This window comes from Flavobacterium tructae, assembly GCF_002217475.1.
GTDB classification, from domain to species: domain Bacteria; phylum Bacteroidota; class Bacteroidia; order Flavobacteriales; family Flavobacteriaceae; genus Flavobacterium; species Flavobacterium tructae.
Window position 1 is genome coordinate 141,351 of sequence record NZ_MUHH01000013.1, and the last position, 19,459, is coordinate 160,809.

Consider the following 19,459-nt stretch of genomic DNA (forward strand, 5'->3'; position numbering starts at 1 on the left):
GATTTTTATTGAATGCAGTACTTAAAGTAGGTTTGTATTTTTAAAATTGCGTGTAATAAATTCAAAAGCAGCAAACATAATATGTCCCATAGATTTAGCATTCTTGAACTTCATATCATTGGTATAACGGTACAATTCCATTTTTAGTTGATTCAGATGCTCTTCTGTCGAAATCGTATCGTGACACATGATATTCAGTAATTTTTTGATTCTGGTTTCGGCAGAATGGATACGTTTCGCCAAAATCGCTCTTTCCTCATCCTTGTACTGAATAATGGACCGATCCTCCAGTTTTTCTTTAATCAATTTAATCATCGGATAATTTTCTTTGAAAAACTGCGGACGATACACTTTAAAGTTCCCTTCATAACATTGCTGATCAAAATCAATTGGACGTATTTTATAAACTACCTGATCGAAGTCATGAATGGGAACAATCACATAATTATAAGCACGCATATCACCCAAAAGCCTAATCATACAACGTTCGTTGAACTTCACAAACTCTTTTGCAATCTGTGACTTTTCCATTTCTGTACAACTATCTAATAAAGTGTCCATAAAAACGTCACCCGGGATCCCGATAATATGCTCTTCAATTAAAGTATCCTTAAAAACTAAAAAATTGATTTTATCCGGCGAGAGAATATCCTCCAGCTCTAATCCGTAAATTCTTGAAGCATCTGCTTTTTTAATATAAAAATGAACATAATTATCATTGAGAATATTACGAACTTTTATGCGGAAGGGTTTAGAATTTCCAAAAGTACAGTAATCAATTGCATCAATATTCAAATACTGAATGATCTCGTTATTTCCATCAGAATGTAAAAGGGAATAGATTTTTTTCAGATTCAGATCGATCTCATTTCTCTCAAACTCGCTGTAATACACTCTGATCCATAAAGTATCCGTTTCATTTTTATCATAAACATTAACTGAGCCTGAAAATCGCAATAGATCATCATAGAACACCGATACTTTCGAAATACGTTCGTATCGCTCTAAATAACTAAGAAGAGACGGCATTAAAGGATAAGACGGTTTTTTCAAAACCATTAAAGGTTCGCTCATATTTTTGAATATCTTTATTACAAATTTAAATGAATAGCATCATATAAATAAATTTAGCGTAACAAAATAAAAGTTGAATCGTCTTACATAAAACTAAAACCGAAATAAATTTGGAAACCATACTTACTATCGAGAATCTTCACAAAAGATACGGGCGCATTCAGGCCTTAAAAAATGTATCTTTTGAAATACAAAAAGGCCACGTTTATGGCATATTAGGCCCTAACGGAAGCGGTAAATCGACCACTTTAGGAATTGTCCTGAATGTTGTAAACAGAACTTCGGGAAATTATACCTGGTTTGGAGGAAAGGTACAAACACATGAAGCACTAAAAAAAGTAGGCGCCATCATCGAAAGACCAAACTTTTACCCGTACATGACTGCCGAAGAAAACCTGAAACTGGTTTGCAAAATAAAAAGCATCAATTATTCTAAAATTAGTGAAAAGCTTGATTTAGTTGGGCTATCCGAGAGAAAAGACAGCAAGTTCAGCACCTTTTCTTTGGGAATGAAACAGCGTCTTGCCATTGCTTCGGCACTCTTAAATGATCCGGAAATTTTAATTTTAGACGAACCAACAAATGGTCTAGATCCACAGGGAATTCATCAGATCAGAGACATTATCCGAAAGATTGCGTCACAAGGAACCACTATTTTACTGGCCTCTCATCTTTTAGACGAAGTAGAAAAAGTATGTTCGCATGTCGTTGTTTTGCGAAAAGGAGAAATTTTATACTCCGGAACAGTCGACGGAATGTCAGCCAATGAAGGTTTCTTTGAACTTCAGTCTGATGATAATCTGGCGTTGAAAACCATACTGGAAACACATCCGGCAGTTGAAAAAATCACCGAAGAAGACGGCAAAATCCTCGTCTATCTCCACTCTGATTTATCCGCTTCTGAACTCAATCATTTTCTGTTTTCTAAAAATATCGCTTTGAGCCATCTGGTAAAACGCAAAAACAGTTTAGAAGCGCAATTTTTAGAATTAACCAAGAACGCCATTATCCAAAACAACTAAACCATGAACAGACTAATTTCTATAGAACTACAAAAAATCTGGAAAAACAAAGCCAGCCGCATCCTCACTTTGACTTATTTCATACTGCTTTCGTTCATCGCTTTAATGGCTTCCATCAAATTTGACATAGGTCCTTTTAAATTCCATTTGGCAGAAATGGGTATTTTCAACTTCCCTTTCATTTGGCATTTCAATACTTATGTAGCCGCCTTACTTAAACTTTTCCTTGCAATCGTTATTGTTTCTATGATGGCCAATGAATACAGTTACGGAACTTTGAAACAAAACCTGATTGACGGCTTAAGCAAAAAAGAATTTGTGCTGTCCAAATTCCTCACAGTCGTACTGTTTGCATTAGCCTCTACCATTTTCGTATTCGTAATGAGTGTAATTCTTGGACTATGCTTTTCATCCTATACCGAATTTGATGTTATTCTGATGGATTTAGACTATCTTCTTGCTTTTTTCGTAAAACTCATTGGCTTCTTTGCATTCTGTTTGTTTTTGGGAATTTTAGTAAAACGATCCGCCTTTGCATTAGGTTTTCTTTTGGTATGGAGCATAATAGAAGGAATTATGAAAGGAGTTTTAATCTTTAAGATTTTTCCTGAAAGTTCAGTGGGGCAAACGATCATGAATTTTTTCCCGCTGGAAGCCATGTCAAATCTAATCATTGAGCCTTTTTCAAGATTATCCGTAATTCGTTCAATAGGTACACAAATTGGGGTAGAAAATACCAAAGATTATGGCGTACATTATACTTCGATTTTAATCGTTCTGATCTGGACATTCTTATTTGTTTACTTCTCATACAAGCTATTAAAAAAGAGAGATTTGTAGTATATTTGTAATACTATGAACTATTTTAAAATCTTATCACTAGTCTATTTTGTGTGTTTGCTCTCTTTAAAAGTAAACGCACAAAATATTAGTATAGACGATACCAGAACTCCTGAAGATTTAGCAAAAAATATTTTAATTAACAGCGCTTGTATCAATGTTACTAGTGTTAATGCAACTGGAAATCCTGCTAATACGGGTAATAGTTATGCTTATTTTAATTCGGGCGGAGGTAGCTTTCCCTTTTCAGGAGGTATTGTTTTAAGTACATCACCAAGTACAAATGCTTCAGGTCCATTTATACGATCAAACTCTATAGGCGTTACTAACGATAAGTGGCTGGGTGACTCGGACTTAAATCAGGCCTTAAACAATAACTCGAGTAAACAGGCAACTGTTCTGGAATTTGATTTTATCGCTTTAGCCAACTCCATCAGCTTTAATTATATTTTTGCTTCAAACGAGTATCAAACCTACTATCCTTGCATCTATTCTGATGGTTTTGCTTTTTTAATAAAAGAAGCAGGCACTAGCGACCCTTATAAAAATTTAGCCGTCTTACCCAATACGACAACACCGGTTGCTTCTACAACAGTTCATACCAAAATTGAGCCCGCTTTTGTCAATGGCACCAACTATCCGGGATGTGACCCTTTAAATGAAAATTTTTTCAATGGCTACAATACCATTAATAGCCCCATAAATTACGCCGGGCAAACTGTAGTCATGAATGCTCATACAGATGTAATTCCCAACAAAAAATACCACCTAAAACTGGTAATTGCTGATGATCCGACAGGGCAATTCAACTCTGCTGTTTTTATAGAAGCCGGTAGTTTTATCTCCAGAATAAATCTTGGAACCAACAAAACAATTGCCGATAAAAATCCGGCCTGTTTTGGAGAAAGTATTGTCTTAGATACACGTCTGGACAGCAATCTTTATACTTTTAAATGGTTTAAAGAAACTACCACTGATAACTATGCAGAAATTTCTCCGGCAGAAACCGGTTCTGCTTATACTGTTACAACATCTGGCAATTATAAGGTTGAAGCCACACTAATAGGAACAACTTGTGTGGCCACCGGAAAAATTAAAATTGAGTTTGCTCCTGAGATTCTGTCCACCAACACTTCATTAGTACAATGTGACGATGATACCGACGGAATATCGGTTTTTGATTTGACAAAGGTCGCTAATATTGTGAAAAACAATGTTGCAGAAACGCTGAACAAAGGATACTACGAATCACTAGCTGATGCTCAAACTAAAACGAATCCAATCACAACTCCTGAAAAGTATAGTAATAAATCCCAAAATCAGGTCATTTACGTCCGACTTGAAAACCAATATGGCTGTAGTAAAATCGCAGAAGTAACGTTGCAAATTTCCAACACCACAATTTCCCCACAAAATCCATTTGCAACTTGTGACGGAGATGACAAACAAGACGGATTTTATCAATTTGATCTTAATACACAGGTAACCTCTCAACTTTCGACAGGTTTACCTACGGGCATCACTTTCAGTTACTATTTAAATGTAAATGATGCTCTGGCAGCTACAAATACATTACCTAATATCTTTAAAAACACTACCGCTTTTACCCAAACCATTTATGCTAAAGCCACAAATGGGTCTGATTGTTACGACATTCTTCCCATAACTCTTATTGTAAACACTTTTGATCCCCCAAATTTTCAAGACGAATCAAAATACTTGTGTAAAGGGGAGCAGATTACCCTGGATGTTGCCACTGGTTTCGCCAGCTATTTATGGAATACCGGAGCGGCATCAAATTCCATTACAGTAAACACAGCCGGTGATTATTCCGTACTTGTAAAAGACATTAACGGCTGCGAAAAAACCAAAAAATTTAAAGTAATACTGTCTGAATCTGCGATTATAAGCGGTGCAGATACAAAAGATTTCTCTGGCGATGAGAACTCGGTCTTAATTCAATACACAGGGGTAGGTAATTATGAATTTTCATTGGATGGAAGTGTTTTTCAGGACGCCCCTTTATTTACTAATGTCAAACCCGGAGTTTACAATGCTATCGCAAGAGACAAAAACGGCTGCGGACCATCAAACCAATATCAGGTTTACATTGCAGACTACCCAAGATTCTTTACTCCAAATGGAGATGGTTATAATGATTTATGGCTAATTAAAAACTCCGATCAGCTTCCGGTTTACAAAATATTCATTTTTGATCGTTATGGAAAATTACTCAAACAAATGGATCAAAATACACTGGGCTGGAACGGCCAATTTAATAACCAACAATTGCCAGCAGATGACTATTGGTTCAACCTTCAATTTGTTAATGGCAGAGTCATAAAAGGTCACTTCAGCTTAAAAAGATAAAAACTTCACACTTCTTATTCCGAAAATCTGTAAAGAAATTCCTGTCCGAAAATTCCAAGACAAAAAAAAGCCAAATTCCACTGATTGGAATTTGGCTTTTTATATTGAATTTTAAACTCCTTAGAATTTAAATCTTTTTCTATCAGTTTCTGTCAAATAGATTTTTCTCAAACGAATAGATTTTGGAGTAACCTCTACATATTCATCTTTTTGAATGTACTCTAATGCTTCCTCTAAAGAGAAAATGATTGGAGGAATAATTCTCGCTTTATCATCAGCTCCGGAAGAACGAACGTTAGATTGTTTTTTCTCTTTCGTTACGTTAACACACATATCATCACTACGAGAGTTTTCTCCAATTACCTGTCCTTCGTAAATTTCGGCATTTGGTTCAACAAAAAACTTACCACGATCTTGTAATTTATCAATAGAATAAGGAATAGCTTTTCCTTTTTCCATAGAAATTAACGAACCTTTGTTACGTCCGGCAATTTCTCCTTTATAAGGCTCATATCCAATGAAACGGTGCGCCATAATAGCCTCACCAGCTGTTGCAGTAAGTAATTGGTTACGTAATCCAATAATTCCACGTGATGGAATATTAAATTTAACGATCATACGTTCCCCTTTAGTTTCCATACTCAACATTTCACCTTTACGCATGGTAACAAACTCTACTGCTCTACCTGAAAGATTCTCTGGTAAATCGATTGTCAATTCCTCAATTGGCTCACATTTTTGACCATCAATTTCTTTGATGATAACTTGTGGCTGACCAATTTGCAACTCATACCCTTCTCTTCTCATTGTTTCAATAAGAACAGATAAGTGAAGTACTCCACGACCAAAAACCATGAATTTATCAGCAGAATCAGTTTCACCTAACTTCATTGCTAAGTTTTTCTCTAATTCTTTTGTCAATCTTTCTCTAATGTGACGAGAAGTTACAAATTTACCTTCTTTACCAAAGAAAGGAGAGTCATTAATAGTAAACAACATACTCATTGTTGGCTCATCAATAGCAATAGATGCTAAACCTTCAGGATTTTCAAAATCAGAAATAGTATCACCAATTTCGAAACCTTCAACACCAACAATAGCACAAATATCTCCTGCAATTACTTCTGTTACTTTTTTACGTCCAAGACCTTCAAAAGTATGTAATTCCTTAATTCTTGATTTTGTTACGGCACCATCTCTTTTTACCAAAGAAATTGGCATTCCTTCTTTTAAGACACCTCTTTCTAAACGACCGATAGCAATACGTCCTGTAAAAGCAGAGAAATCTAAAGATGTAATCAACATTTGAGGATTTCCTTCTGAAACTTTAGGAGCAGGTACATTATCAACAACCATATCCAATAATGCCTCAACATTATCCGTTACGTTTTCCCAGTGGTCAGACATCCAGTTGTTTTTAGCAGAACCATAAACTGTTGGGAAATCCAACTGCCATTCTTCAGCACCTAATTCAAACATTAAGTCAAAAACTTTTTCATGAACTTCTTCAGGAGTACAGTTTTCTTTGTCCACTTTATTGATAACTACGCAAGGCTTAAGACCTAAGTCAATCGCTTTTTGTAATACGAAACGAGTTTGTGGCATTGGGCCTTCAAAAGCATCCACTAGCAAACATACACCATCGGCCATGTTCAATACACGTTCTACTTCACCTCCAAAATCCGCGTGGCCAGGAGTGTCAATAATATTGATTTTTGTTCCTTTATATTGAACTGATACGTTCTTTGAAGTAATAGTAATACCTCTCTCACGCTCTAAATCGTTATTATCAAGAATTAAATCACCTGTGTTTTCGTTGTCACGAAATAATTGACAGTGATACATAATTTTATCAACCAAAGTGGTTTTACCGTGATCGACGTGGGCAATAATTGCAATGTTTCTAATAGATTCCATCTGTGATTTTTAATGGGTGCAAAGGTACACTTTATTTTGATATAAAAAACGTTTCTGCGATAGTTTGCGTAGAGACAAGTAATTAGTAACCCAAAAACAATGTAAATTTAAGTCTAAATTGAACTTTTGTTATTGTTTAATTATAGTTAATTTAACTATATTTGAGTGATGAAAAGTAAAACTCTCCAAATTACTCTAGTTTATATTATCATATCGTTATTTGTGGCAATCATCTGTCATAAATTACTTACGACTTACTTTTCAAAGACCGATTACTACATTGTTTTTTTTTTAAAGGACATTTTTTTCATCCTGAGCACTGCACTGTTTTTCAAATACATACTTTCTAAAAACGAGAAAAAAAACATTACTATTTTCAAAAAATTAAAAGAAACAAACGAAGAAATAAAGGAATCAAACGAAAAATATGACATTGTAGCCAAAGCAACAAGTGACACCATTTGGGATTGGAAAATTCAGGAAGACAGCATCAATTGGAACAAAGGAATAGAAAACGTTTTTGGATACAATCCAACGGAAGTTGGAAAAACATCCAAATGGTGGTTTGACAAGATTCATCCGGAAGACAGCATCAGAATGTCTATCAAACTATACTCTTTTATAGAACAAAAAACAGAAAAATGGCAGGATCAGTATCGTTTTAAATGTGCCGACGGGAGCTACAAATATGTTTTGGACAGAGGTTTTCTTCTCAAAGATGAAAACGGAAGAGCCATCAGAATGATTGGAGCCATTCAAGACATTACCAAACAAAAGGAAGAAGAACAACGATTAAGACTTTTAGAAACTGTAATTACACAATCTAAAGATTCCATATTAATAACAGAAGCCAATTCACCGGATCGAAAAATACCTAAAATTGTTTACGTTAACCCTGCTTTTTCACAAATGTCAGGATACATGTCAAATGAAATAATTGGAAAATCTCCCAATATTTTCAAAGGTCCAAAATCCGATTCAGAAGAATTAAAAAAACTCTTAAGAGCTATAAAAAATGAAGAAGAGTGCCTAATTGAGACTATAACCTATACTAAATCAAAAGAAGAATACTGGGTAAGATTCTCCATGATCCCTATTTTTAATACTGAAGGCGTTATTTCACACTGGATCTCCATTCAAAGAGACATTACCGATGAAAAGAAACTAGAGACAGAAAAAGAACACCTAATTAGAGAATTAACCCAAAACAACAAAGACTTAAAACAATTCTCCTACATTACCTCACACAATTTACGTGCGCCATTATCCAATTTAATCGGACTATTAAATCTTATTGAGGACATCCCTGTCGAAAACGAAGAACTCGAAGAAATCCTGTCCGGTTTTACAAAATCAACACATTTGCTAAACGAAACCATTAACGACTTAGTAAAAGTAATCATCATCAAAGACAACCCTTCCATGCAAAAAGAGGAAGTCTCACTACAAGAAGTTTTTGAAAATGTATTTAGTCAGCTATCATTTCAAATCGAACTGCACAAACCCATTATCAAACTCAAATTCGATAAAGTTCCGTTGCTAAACACAAACAAAGCCTATATCGAAAGCATTTTACTAAACCTACTTACCAATTCTATAAAATACAAATCAGAAAACAGAAAATTAAAAATATCCATTACAGCAGAACAAATCGACCAAAAAGCAATTCTAACTTTCAAAGACAACGGAATTGGAATTGATTTAGAAAGAAATCGCGACAAAGTCTTTGGGCTGTACCAACGATTCCACAACTACCCCGACAGTAAAGGACTAGGCTTATATCTTGTAAAATCACAAGTCGAAACCATGGGAGGAACCATCAGTATTGATAGTGAAGTCAACAAAGGCACCACATTTACAATAACATTCAAAAACTAACTCATATGCTGGAGCAAATTTTATGTATAGACGATGATCCAATCACGTTGATGTTATGCAAAAAAGTAATTTCGAAATCATCATTCTCAAAAGAAATCATCACAGCTCAGAATGGTGAAGAAGCATTACACCATTTCAATACACTTAAATACACCAACAACAAAAACAAAGCAAACAAAAAACCGGAACTGATTTTTTTAGATCTAAACATGCCCGTAATGGGCGGTTGGGAATTTCTGGATCATTTCACCTCTCCGGCTTACAAAGAATTCAATACGGCAAATGTAATTGTTCTCTCCTCTACTATTGATCCTGAAGATTTGGCCAAGGCAAAAAAATACCCCATTATAATCGATTTCCTTTCAAAACCAATCACCCTTCCAATGCTGGAGTATCTTAAAAAGAAAATTGGAATCTAACCTCAGAATTTCAAATTCCAAATTTCAAATTCCAAACCACAATCAAATACTATTGCACCTTAAAAATCTTCCGAATAATACAAAAAAAAAAGTCCTCAAAAGAGGACTTTTATATTTTTATCAAATTGTAATTAATTACAATTTAGCAACATGTTTAGTTAATTTAGACTTCAAGTTAGAAGCTTTATTATCATGAATGATGTTCTTTTTAGCTAATTTATCAATCATAGAGATAACAGTTGATAATTTAGAAGATGCATCAGCTTTATCAGTAGCTAATCTTAACGCTTTAATAGCATTACGAGTAGTTTTATGCTGGTATCTGTTAAGAACTCTTCTTTTTTCGTTACTTCTGATTCTTTTTAATGCTGACTTATGATTTGCCATTTTCTTTTAATTTTTAGATGTAATAATTATTATAAATACTAGTTAAAAAAGAAAAACCTCCCACAATTATAAAACAATCACTTTGGTTTTAACTAATAAAACAAAAACCGAGACACCAATTTTTATTTTACAAAACTTATTTACAACTAATTTTTTGTAGTCTGTAAGGGAATCGAACCCCTGTTACCAGGACGAAAGCCTGGAGTCCTAACCCCTAGACGAACAGACCATCATCGTACTAAGTTTTCTTCAATTTAAAGAAATTGAAATTTGTAGTCCGTGGGGGAATCGAACCCCCCTTACCAGGATGAAAACCTGGCGTCCTAACCGATAGACGAACGGACCATTACATCAAGTTAAATAACTTTGTCGCAGAAAAAAAAGTAGTCCGTGGGGGAATCGAACCCCCCTTACCAGGATGAAAACCTGGCGTCCTAACCGATAGACGAACGGACCGTGTGTTTCTCTAATGCGGATGCAAAGATACATCTATTTTTTAGTTGCACAATAGCTGATGCAATTTTTTTTATTTTTTTTTAATATGCCTTAGCAAAAAGCACTCTTTTAGAAGATGGATTCCCAGTAAACACACAGGTTCCCGCTTCTTCAACAGCATCCAAAGGAATACAACGAATCGTTGCTTTTGTCAGGTCTTTTATCTTCTCTTCAGTAGCCGCTGTACCATCCCAATGAGCCGATACAAAACCACCTTTTCCATCTAAAATTTCTTTAAATTCCTCAAAGCTATTTACTTCCGTAATATGCGTATCACGATAATTCAATGCTCTATTGAATAAATCGACCTGAATCTGCTCTAAAAGATCATTTACATAATTCACAATTCCGTCATTAGAAACAACCTCTTTAGTCAGTGTATCACGTCTGGCAACTTCAAAAGTTCCATTTTCTAAATCTTTTGGTCCAACCGCGATTCTAACCGGTACCCCTTTCAATTCCCATTCCGCAAACTTAAATCCAGGCTTCTGAGTAGTTCGGTCGTCATATTTAACAGAAATCTTCAGCTTTCTTAATTTAGCCGTCAATTCATTAACTGCAGCTGTAATTTCAGCCAATTGCTCGTCTGTTTTATAAATCGGAACAATCACCACCTGTATTGGCGCTAAATTTGGAGGCAATACCAACCCCTGATCATCAGAATGCGTCATAATCAACGCTCCCATCAAACGAGTCGAAACTCCCCATGAAGTCCCCCAAACATGCTCCTGTTTTCCTTCGGCATTAGCAAACTTAACATCAAATGCCTTAGCAAAATTCTGTCCTAAAAAGTGAGAAGTCCCTGCCTGCAACGCTTTTCCATCCTGCATCAAAGCTTCAATACAATACGTTTCATCAGCACCTGCAAAACGCTCTGTTTCGGTTTTCAATCCTTTTACAACCGGAATTGCCATAAAATTCTCTGCAAAATCAGCATATACATGCATCATTTTTTCAGATTCCTCTAAAGCTTCAGCTTTTGTAGCATGAGCCGTATGCCCTTCCTGCCACAAGAACTCAGCAGTTCTCAAAAACAAACGTGTACGCATCTCCCAACGCACCACATTCGCCCATTGATTAATTAATAAAGGTAAATCTCTGTAAGACTGAACCCAGCCTTTATAAGTAGACCAAATAATCGCTTCACTCGTCGGACGAACAATAAGCTCTTCCTCCAGCTTCGCATTTGGATCTACAATAAGCTTTCCGGGTTTTTCCGGATCATTTTTTAATCTATAATGTGTTACAATAGCACACTCTTTCGCAAATCCTTCTGCATTTTTCTCTTCCGCTTCAAACATGCTCTTAGGCACAAATAAAGGAAAATACGCATTCTGATGTCCTGTTTCTTTAAACATTCGATCCAATTCCGCCTGCATTTTTTCCCAAATAGCGTATCCGTAAGGTTTAATAACCATACAGCCTCTAACTCCTGAATTTTCAGCTAGATCCGCTTTTACAACCAGCTCGTTATACCATTTTGAATAATCTTCTGATCTTGTAGTGAGGTTCTTACTCATATCGAATAGTTTGGCACAAATTTTGTTTTAATAATTTTAACTAAATAGTTTGACAAAACTAACTATTTTTGTAATGTGCAACAATAAAAAACACCACAGATATGAAAACTTCTATTTCTTTCCGCCAAAACTCAAGTCATTTTTACTTAATTGGATTATTGAGTTTTCTATTAGCATCGTGTGGTTCTTACCAAAACACTTCCTATCATGACAACGATGGAATTTACGGAGGTTCACCAAGAACGTATGCTCAAGCAAATACCACAAACAATCAATATAAAGATTACTTTAGATCCTTACAAGACGACAATCAGCCAACGGAAATTTTTACAGATGTTGACAGCTATGGCAATTATGCTGTAAATGACAGCACAAAAACCGTTAGCAACTACCCTGCCTGGGGAAGTGCAACCACTGATGTTTCTGTAAACGTATATTCTAACCCTTCATGGTCGTTAGGATTTGGTTTTGGCTACGGATACCCTTACTATGGTTGGGGTTACGGAGGATACTGGGACAACTATTGGGGATACCCTGGCTACTGGGGAGGCGGATGGGGATATCCAGGATGGGGATATCCGGGATGGGGCTACCCTGGCTATTGGGGATCTGGTCACAGATACGGATACAACAACTACTCATATAACTATGGCAGAAGAGGTTCTGCCGCTTATTATGGAGGAAGAAACTATTCTTCCGGAAACTATATCACAAACAGAGGCTACAGTACCAACAGAACTTACAACTCTAACAGAGACTACACCACTACTAACCGCAGCTATAACAGCAATAGAACCTATAGCACAAACAGAAGTGATTTCTCTGATTCAAGAAGAAATGCGTCTGTAAACGGAAGAACATACAACAACTCCTCACCAACCTTTACTAACAGAGGAAACACAACTCAATACAATAGTGCTGATTACAGCAACAGAAGATCATCAAGCAATTACAACACTAACAGAAGCTACAATTACAACAATAATAATTCTGCACCAACAAGAAGCTACTCTCCTAGCCCATCCCGTTCTATGAATAGCGGCGGTGGCGGCGGAGGAAGATCGTATAGCGGCGGTGGCGGCGGCGGCGGAGGAAGATCATATGGTGGCGGAGGAGGCGGAAGAAGATAATCGCCTCTTTCATTAATCACAAAATCACAATAAAAACTATCCAAATGAAAAAAATATTATTCCTACTTATTACAGGACTAACTGCCAGCGTCTCACATTCTCAGGAAGTATCAGATGCTGTACGTTATGCGCAAGACAATTTAACCGGAACTGCAAGATTCAGAGCCATGAGTGGTGCTTTTGGAGCCGTTGGAGGAGATTTCTCAGCTATTTCCGTAAACCCTGCAGGATCGGCAATATTCTCTAATAATCAGGTTGGAGTAAGTTTTAGCAATCAAAACATCAAAAACAACTCCAACTATTTTGGAACAGGAATTAGTGAAAGTAAAAATTCTTTTATACTCAATCAGGCGGGTGCTGTTTTTGTTTTTCACGATCACAACCCAAGCAACAACTGGAAAAAAATTACAATTGGAGCCACTTATGAAAACACAAATAATTTCGACAACAGAATTGTTTCAGTAGGAACAAACCCAACAAATTCTATTGATAAATATTTCCTAAAATTTGCAAACGGAATTCCTTTGAACGTGATAGATGGACTTAATTATAAAGATTTATTTTATAACGAACAACAAGCATATATGGGATACTGGGGACATGTAATTGACCCTGTTACCACAAATAGCAACAACACACAATATATCAGTAATGTACCTGCAGGTGGCAACTATTACCACGAGAATGAAGTTTTCACTAGCGGATACAATAGCAAATTAAGCTTCAATATTGCAACATCTTACAAAGACAGAATCTATCTTGGAGCCAACTTAAATGTTCACATTACTGACTACAGAAGATCAACCAGCTTCTATGAAGATAATGACAACCCATTAGAAACAAGAGAAACAATTTCAAGTTTACGTTTTAACAATGAACTATACACTTACGGTAACGGCTTCTCCTTTCAACTTGGAGCTATCGCTAAAGTCACTGATGCATTCCGTCTTGGCTTAGCCTACGAATCCAATACCTGGTACGAACTAAACGACGAAACTTCGCAAAGTTTATACAGTACAAGAAAAGCTCAGGGAGGGCAAGACATTAACGAAACGGTAAATCCAAAAATTGTAAATGTTTACGACTCTTACACCCTACAAACACCAGGAAAAACCACTTTTAGCGCTGCTTATGTCTTTGGAAAATCAGGCCTTATCAGTATTGATTACGCCATTAAAGACTACGGAAACACCAAATATAAACCAACAAACGATGCCGGTTTTAAAGGAGTAAATAGCGACATCAGCAGTCAATTGACCAATGCCGGTGAATTAAGAGTAGGTGCCGAATATAAAATAAAACAATTAAGCCTGCGTGGCGGATATCGTTTTGAACAAAGCCCTTATAAAAACGGAACCACGATTGGAGACTTAACCAGTTACTCAGGTGGTCTAGGTTATAATTTTGGAGGCACTAAAGTAGATTTAGCCTATTCTTACTTAGAAAGAAAATCGAATCAGGGATTTTTTGCAACCGGATTTACTGATGGAGCGAACGTTACCTCTAAACTAAACAACGTGACGCTTACTTTATTATTTGAATTGTAATTAAAAATAAATAGAATGAATTAAAATCTCCGTCAGGCTCTTACTTGACGGATTTTTTTTAGCCCAGATGGAAGCAGCATCCTTTTGTGTCCGCCTCGGCCGACACAAAAGATATAGCAAACAGCAGGATAAGCTTCATAAAAATCACCTAAAAGAAACGGAAACAAGCGGTGTTTGAATAAAAAAGTGTAATTTTGCACTCCAATTTATAAAAGTATGAGAACCAAGTCTTTAAAAAAGAACAAAATTAACGTAATCACTCTTGGGTGTTCGAAAAATGTATATGACAGTGAAGTGCTAATGGGACAACTTCGTGCTAATGGCAAAGAAGTACAACATGAGGCACCTGCTAAGGAAGAAGGAAACATTATTGTGATCAACACTTGCGGTTTTATTGACAACGCCAAAGCAGAGTCGGTAAACATGATTTTGGAATATGCTGATAAAAAAGACAAAGGATTAGTAGATAAAGTTTTCGTTACCGGATGTTTGTCTGAACGTTACAGACCGGATTTAGAAAAGGAAATCCCAAATGTCGATCAATATTTTGGTACAACTGAATTACCTCAGCTGCTTAAAGCTCTTGGTGCTGACTATAAACACGAGCTACTGGGAGAGCGTTTAACTACAACTCCAAAGAATTATGCTTATTTGAAAATTGCGGAAGGCTGCGACAGACCTTGCAGTTTTTGTGCCATTCCGTTAATGAGAGGTTCGCATGTTTCGCAACCTATTGAGAAACTGGTTAAAGAGGCTCAAGGTTTAGCAAAAAATGGCGTAAAAGAATTAATTCTAATTGCTCAGGATTTAACGTATTATGGTCTTGATCTTTATAAAAAACGAAATCTTGCCGAACTTCTGGAAGCATTAGCCAATGTTGAAGGTATCGAATGGATTCGTCTTCATTATGCTTATCCAACAGGTTTCCCAATGGATGTTTTAGAATTAATGAAACGTGAGCCAAAAATCTGTAATTACATCGATATTCCATTGCAACATATATCGGATTCTATTTTGAAATCGATGCGTCGTGGTACTACTCAGGCAAAAACGACACAATTATTAAAAGATTTCCGTGCTGCAGTTCCGGGAATGGCGATCAGAACGACTTTAATTGTTGGATATCCGGGTGAAACTCAGGAAGATTTTGAGATTCTGAAAGATTTTGTTCAGGAAATGAAATTTGACAGAATGGGATGTTTTGCCTATTCTCACGAAGAAAATACACATGCTTATTTGCTGGAAGACAATGTTCCGGACGACGTAAAACAGGCTCGTGCGAACGAGATTATGGAATTACAGTCGCAAATTTCATGGGACTTAAACCAGGAAAAAGTAGGACAGGTTTTCAAATGTATTATTGACCGAAAAGAAGGAGCTCATTTTGTAGGGCGAACTGAATTTGACAGTCCGGATGTTGATAACGAAGTTTTGATTGACGCTTCTAAGCATTATGTAAAAACAGGAGAATTTGTTAATATAAGGATAATAGAAGCGACAGAATTTGATTTATACGGAGAACCTGCTTAAATTTACGCTAAACAAGTATCAATTTTAGATAAAATACACTTTTATGAAACCTATACAATCTTTATTTATTTTGTTTTTCACCTTATTGTGCTTTAACTCTGTTTCTGCTCAATACGGAAATGGATACAATAACGGTTACGGTGGTGGCGGTTATGGTAATGGCTACGGAAGAGGCGGCGGAATGGGAATGGACAGAAGCATGATGGGAGGTCCACAACCCAACACCAGTAAACCAAAAGAGATACCTGTAGAGGAAACTGTTGGTAAAATTGTAGAACAAATGAAACCTGAAATAAATCTTGACGAACTGCAAGTTATCGCTATTTCAAATGTTTTAGTAGACAGTATGAGAGAACAAGGGATCTTACTAAAAAATGAGAGCAGCAGTCAGGATCAAAAGATCGAACAAATTAAGGCATTAAGAGAAAGCACCACAAAAAAAATTACCGCTTTCTTAAATCCGGATCAGGTTCCAAAGTACACTGCATTTATGGATAATTTTAAAGAGATCAAAAAGACCTCTAAATCAAAAAAGAAAAAAGATTCAAAAGATAAAGATTCAAAAGAAGTAAAAGAAGACTCTGAAACAATCAAGACTCAGGAATAATTGTTTCGACTTCATCTAAAAAAATGCAACTAACCATGGCAAAAAAACATTTTTGTTACCTGATTTTAGCAATTATTATTACTTCTTGCTCTACAAATCCTTATAAAAATACTGAAAAAGTTTACGATCAGCAGCTTAAAACTTTAGAAGGCCAAATTACCAGTAAAGAAGCTCAGCCAATTCCTGTAGTACCGCGTATCGTTATTGATACGACTTATGCACAGCAGCTTGGCATTATAAAAGACACTTTATCAAAAACCGGCTCTACTTCCTTATTAAACGGCATACAGACAGAATGGATCGGAACAGTAAACTTTAACTTAAGAAAACCAAGTTTTATTATTATTCACCATACGGCTCAGGATTCACTTCAACAGACGATTAATACTTTTACCAAAACAAGAACTCAGGTAAGTGCTCACTACATCATATCTGAAAATGGAAAAGTAGTTCAAATGCTGAACGATTACCTGAGAGCATGGCACGCGGGAGCATCTACCTGGGGGAAAAATACAGATTTAAATTCTTCTTCTATCGGAATAGAACTTGATAACAACGGTTTTAAACCTTTTACTGAGGCTCAGATCAGCAGTTTAGTGGCGCTATTAACGAAACTAAAGAAAGATTACAATATTCCAACTCAAAACATATTAGGACATTCTGATATTGCTCCGGGAAGAAAACAGGACCCAAGTGCTTTATTCCCTTGGAAAACTCTGGCCGAAAAAGGATTTGGAATCTGGTCGGACGAAATTCTCGAGGAAGCTCCTTTTGATTTTAAGATTGAACAGGCGCTAAGGATTATTGGATACAATACTAAAAATCTTTCAGCGGCTATTATGGCTTTCAAATTACATTACATTCAAACTGATGTGACGCCAACTTTGGATAGAAAAACAATAGATACCATTTATTCGATTTATAAAAAACAGCTTCAGTAATTTACACCTGAAGGTTAACCGTAACGAACACTAAGATTTACGCAAAGTTCGCAAGCTAATTGTATAGCTTTGCGAACTTTGCTTTTTTTTGTCACGTTCCTTACCTTAAAAAATTCAAGTTTTCACACTACAAACTATAATACCCTCTAAGCAAAATTCACACACAAAAAGCTTACCCCATAACTCACCTCTCACAATTAACATCTCACTTAAAGAAAATAAAAAAGCTGCCAAAACATAAGTATGTTTCGACAGCTCCAAAAAAAAAAAAAAAAATATCAATCTTTATCTCTAGAAAGAGTATGTTGTAGCTACCAATCCGTAGAATGATCCTCCGATTGGGGCAGCATCTTTATCTAAAAAAACATCCTCAGAGGCAGCGTCGTATCTTAACTCCGGAATAATAGTCAATTTCCCCACTTTATAATTCAAAGAAACTGTGTTTGCAAAAACATTTGATCCTGTCAAAGTCCCTAGACTCGCAGCTGCTTTTTTTGCATCGAAATACTCCATTCTATAGGCCAGACTCAAACTTGGCTTGAAAGCATAATTCGCATATCCTACCAAAGCAAACCAATCACCATCGAGCGCACTGTCAATATCATTATTCGTTTTAGCGTACGTAGCATTAAACCCTAAAGAAAAGGCATCCGTTATTGTTTTAGACGCTACAAAATCAATCTGTGTTTTATTTTCATCAGAAACCGGATTAGTACTTCCCGAAGTAAAATTCAAATAAGCACTCCCGGTCTCTCCTATATACCCCACTTGCGCTATGTATGTTTTTTGACTTGAACCTGCATCCATTGCTGATTTAAAGTCGGTTGGATTAGTAACACCAAGCATAGCCGTGAATTTACCTGATGTATATTGTGCTTTCAGACCTGTATTGAAAAACGGGCCATAAGAAAAAGCATAAGACATGCTATAATTTTTATTCCCTACAGCATCTAATACCTCATAACCTATATGTGTTCCGAAACTACCGGCTACAAACTTAAATTTATCGGTAACCTGATAGGTAAAAAACAATTGTTTAATCAAAAATTTTGCATTTATGTCTTTATCTGTTGTTTCGTTATAAGAGAACTCTCCTGCTCTTTTTCCAAAGCCCAGATCAACAAAAACGGAGGCTTTTCCAAAGGTATGTCCTGCCTGAACAGAAGCCATTCCTAATTCGAATGAATCCTGAGAATTAGTAAAACTTGTCAGTCCGTTCATTTGTTTTGAAAAATCATATTTATAATAAGCATCTGCCGATCCTCCCCAGGTGGTCGCCGGTGAAGTCGCAGCTTCCGTTTCATCTTGAGCAAAAGCAAAAGAACTTGTTAACATCACGGCTAAAATGTGCAATACTTTTTTCATGTTTTAATTGGTTTTGGTTATTAATTGATTTTGGTTAGTTAATCTTTTATATCGGTATTTGAATACTATAAGTCACTTTTAAAACCTCTTATTCCCTCTAAAACCTCTTCATTTTCAGTAGCGAATTTATTAACTTTTGCATGAGTAAAAGAATTCAAATCTACTTTTTTAGCGTTTTCAAGCAAGAATTACGGATTACAAAAATTAACCTCTACATAATCGTTATTTGATATTATTAGCTATTCATTTTTAAAAAATACATAACACACAAATAACAATAAACCATATAAATTAATAGGTTTAAATAAAAAATTAAACAAATAATAATGAGAAAACACCAAAAATCAATACTATAAAAAAGTATACCCCATCAAAAAACACCACTTAATTCAAAACAGTAAAAAACAAAACAAAAAC

General features: G+C 35.8%; 15 protein-coding genes and 3 tRNA genes. 10 read left to right on the forward strand and 8 right to left on the reverse strand.

Annotated features, from left to right (window positions below):
* Positions 1-21: 21 nt before the first annotated feature.
* Entirely contained in the window at positions 22-1,074 is a 1,053-nt protein-coding gene (locus B0A80_RS03645) for a hypothetical protein (protein ID WP_017495218.1), read from the reverse strand.
* A 110-nt stretch (positions 1,075-1,184) separates the two neighbouring features.
* Here B0A80_RS03645 and B0A80_RS03650 point away from each other — a divergent pair, with 110 nt between their 5' ends.
* The 3 genes from B0A80_RS03650 to B0A80_RS03660 are packed head-to-tail and all read left to right on the forward strand — an operon-like array spanning position 1,185 to position 5,306.
* Positions 1,185-2,096, forward strand: a complete 912-nt coding sequence (locus B0A80_RS03650; protein WP_070907436.1) for an ABC transporter ATP-binding protein — start codon at positions 1,185-1,187, stop codon at positions 2,094-2,096.
* A 3-nt stretch (positions 2,097-2,099) separates the two neighbouring features.
* The gene (locus B0A80_RS03655) at positions 2,100-2,936 is read left to right on the forward strand and encodes an ABC transporter permease (protein ID WP_070907437.1); all 837 of its coding nucleotides are present in this window, start codon (positions 2,100-2,102) and stop codon (positions 2,934-2,936) included.
* Between the two features lie 15 nt (positions 2,937-2,951).
* The gene (locus B0A80_RS03660) at positions 2,952-5,306 is read left to right on the forward strand and encodes a T9SS type B sorting domain-containing protein (protein WP_089076450.1); all 2,355 of its coding nucleotides are present in this window, start codon (positions 2,952-2,954) and stop codon (positions 5,304-5,306) included.
* A 120-nt stretch (positions 5,307-5,426) separates the two neighbouring features.
* Here the strand turns inward: B0A80_RS03660 and typA are convergent, their stop codons facing one another.
* Positions 5,427-7,223, reverse strand: coding sequence for a translational GTPase TypA (typA, locus tag B0A80_RS03665; RefSeq protein ID WP_017495214.1), 1,797 nt, complete (start codon positions 7,221-7,223; stop codon positions 5,427-5,429).
* Positions 7,224-7,391: 168 nt separating this feature from the next.
* Here typA and B0A80_RS03670 point away from each other — a divergent pair, with 168 nt between their 5' ends.
* Complete coding sequence (locus B0A80_RS03670; protein WP_070907439.1) at positions 7,392-9,101, forward strand: PAS domain-containing sensor histidine kinase; 1,710 nt, start codon at positions 7,392-7,394, stop codon at positions 9,099-9,101.
* 5 nt (positions 9,102-9,106) lie between these two features.
* On the forward strand, positions 9,107-9,520 hold the full coding sequence (locus B0A80_RS03675) for a response regulator (RefSeq protein ID WP_017495212.1): 414 nt from the start codon (positions 9,107-9,109) through the stop codon (positions 9,518-9,520).
* Between the two features lie 135 nt (positions 9,521-9,655).
* Here B0A80_RS03675 and rpsT read toward each other — a convergent pair whose 3' ends face one another.
* The 5 genes from rpsT to proS form a co-directional block, all read right to left on the reverse strand.
* Positions 9,656-9,907: a 30S ribosomal protein S20 gene (gene rpsT / locus B0A80_RS03680; protein WP_017495211.1), complete on the reverse strand. Its 252-nt coding sequence runs from the start codon at positions 9,905-9,907 to the stop codon at positions 9,656-9,658.
* A 157-nt stretch (positions 9,908-10,064) separates the two neighbouring features.
* A tRNA-Glu gene (locus tag B0A80_RS03685) sits at positions 10,065-10,136 on the reverse strand.
* Between the two features lie 44 nt (positions 10,137-10,180).
* Positions 10,181-10,252: transfer RNA gene (locus B0A80_RS03690), tRNA-Glu, on the reverse strand.
* A 39-nt stretch (positions 10,253-10,291) separates the two neighbouring features.
* Positions 10,292-10,363, reverse strand: a tRNA-Glu gene (locus B0A80_RS03695).
* An 80-nt stretch (positions 10,364-10,443) separates the two neighbouring features.
* A complete protein-coding gene (gene proS, locus B0A80_RS03700; protein WP_017495210.1) occupies positions 10,444-11,922 on the reverse strand; it encodes a proline--tRNA ligase in 1,479 nt (492 codons plus the stop codon).
* 101 nt (positions 11,923-12,023) lie between these two features.
* On the opposite strand from proS, the gene B0A80_RS03705 reads away from it, so the two are divergent.
* From B0A80_RS03705 to B0A80_RS03725, 5 genes are all read left to right on the forward strand, one after another.
* Positions 12,024-13,052 carry a hypothetical protein gene (locus B0A80_RS03705; RefSeq protein ID WP_017495209.1) on the forward strand — a complete coding sequence of 343 codons (1,029 nt, stop codon included), beginning with the start codon at positions 12,024-12,026 and terminating at the stop codon, positions 13,050-13,052.
* Between the two features lie 44 nt (positions 13,053-13,096).
* Positions 13,097-14,599, forward strand: a complete 1,503-nt coding sequence (locus B0A80_RS03710) for an OmpP1/FadL family transporter (protein WP_089076451.1) — start codon at positions 13,097-13,099, stop codon at positions 14,597-14,599.
* A gap of 216 nt (positions 14,600-14,815) precedes the next feature.
* Positions 14,816-16,129, forward strand: a complete 1,314-nt coding sequence (gene rimO, locus B0A80_RS03715; protein WP_017495207.1) for a 30S ribosomal protein S12 methylthiotransferase RimO — start codon at positions 14,816-14,818, stop codon at positions 16,127-16,129.
* Between the two features lie 43 nt (positions 16,130-16,172).
* Positions 16,173-16,736 (forward strand): hypothetical protein, encoded by a 564-nt coding sequence (locus tag B0A80_RS03720; protein ID WP_089076452.1) that lies wholly within the window; start codon positions 16,173-16,175, stop codon positions 16,734-16,736.
* Positions 16,737-16,771: 35 nt separating this feature from the next.
* Entirely contained in the window at positions 16,772-17,677 is a 906-nt protein-coding gene (locus B0A80_RS03725; RefSeq protein ID WP_070907445.1) for an N-acetylmuramoyl-L-alanine amidase, read from the forward strand.
* A 291-nt stretch (positions 17,678-17,968) separates the two neighbouring features.
* Here B0A80_RS03725 and B0A80_RS03730 read toward each other — a convergent pair whose 3' ends face one another.
* Positions 17,969-19,042 (reverse strand): outer membrane beta-barrel protein, encoded by a 1,074-nt coding sequence (locus B0A80_RS03730; RefSeq protein ID WP_089076453.1) that lies wholly within the window; start codon positions 19,040-19,042, stop codon positions 17,969-17,971.
* Positions 19,043-19,459: the final 417 nt, after the last annotated feature.

Excerpts from the sequence above, each read along its gene's own strand:
- B0A80_RS03645 (WP_017495218.1), bottom strand. The coding sequence starts at position 1,074 with ATGAGCGAACCTTTAATGGTTTTGAAAAAACCGTCTTATCCTTTAATG.
- B0A80_RS03655 (WP_070907437.1), top strand. The coding sequence starts at position 2,100 with ATGAACAGACTAATTTCTATAGAACTACAAAAAATCTGGAAAAACAAA.
- B0A80_RS03660 (WP_089076450.1), top strand. The coding sequence starts at position 2,952 with ATGAACTATTTTAAAATCTTATCACTAGTCTATTTTGTGTGTTTGCTC.
- typA (WP_017495214.1), bottom strand. The coding sequence starts at position 7,223 with ATGGAATCTATTAGAAACATTGCAATTATTGCCCACGTCGATCACGGT.
- B0A80_RS03670 (WP_070907439.1), top strand. The coding sequence starts at position 7,392 with ATGAAAAGTAAAACTCTCCAAATTACTCTAGTTTATATTATCATATCG.
- B0A80_RS03675 (WP_017495212.1), top strand. The coding sequence starts at position 9,107 with ATGCTGGAGCAAATTTTATGTATAGACGATGATCCAATCACGTTGATG.
- rpsT (WP_017495211.1), bottom strand. The coding sequence starts at position 9,907 with ATGGCAAATCATAAGTCAGCATTAAAAAGAATCAGAAGTAACGAAAAA.
- proS (WP_017495210.1), bottom strand. The coding sequence starts at position 11,922 with ATGAGTAAGAACCTCACTACAAGATCAGAAGATTATTCAAAATGGTAT.
- B0A80_RS03705 (WP_017495209.1), top strand. The coding sequence starts at position 12,024 with ATGAAAACTTCTATTTCTTTCCGCCAAAACTCAAGTCATTTTTACTTA.
- B0A80_RS03710 (WP_089076451.1), top strand. The coding sequence starts at position 13,097 with ATGAAAAAAATATTATTCCTACTTATTACAGGACTAACTGCCAGCGTC.
- rimO (WP_017495207.1), top strand. The coding sequence starts at position 14,816 with ATGAGAACCAAGTCTTTAAAAAAGAACAAAATTAACGTAATCACTCTT.
- B0A80_RS03720 (WP_089076452.1), top strand. The coding sequence starts at position 16,173 with ATGAAACCTATACAATCTTTATTTATTTTGTTTTTCACCTTATTGTGC.
- B0A80_RS03725 (WP_070907445.1), top strand. The coding sequence starts at position 16,772 with ATGGCAAAAAAACATTTTTGTTACCTGATTTTAGCAATTATTATTACT.
- B0A80_RS03730 (WP_089076453.1), bottom strand. The coding sequence starts at position 19,042 with ATGAAAAAAGTATTGCACATTTTAGCCGTGATGTTAACAAGTTCTTTT.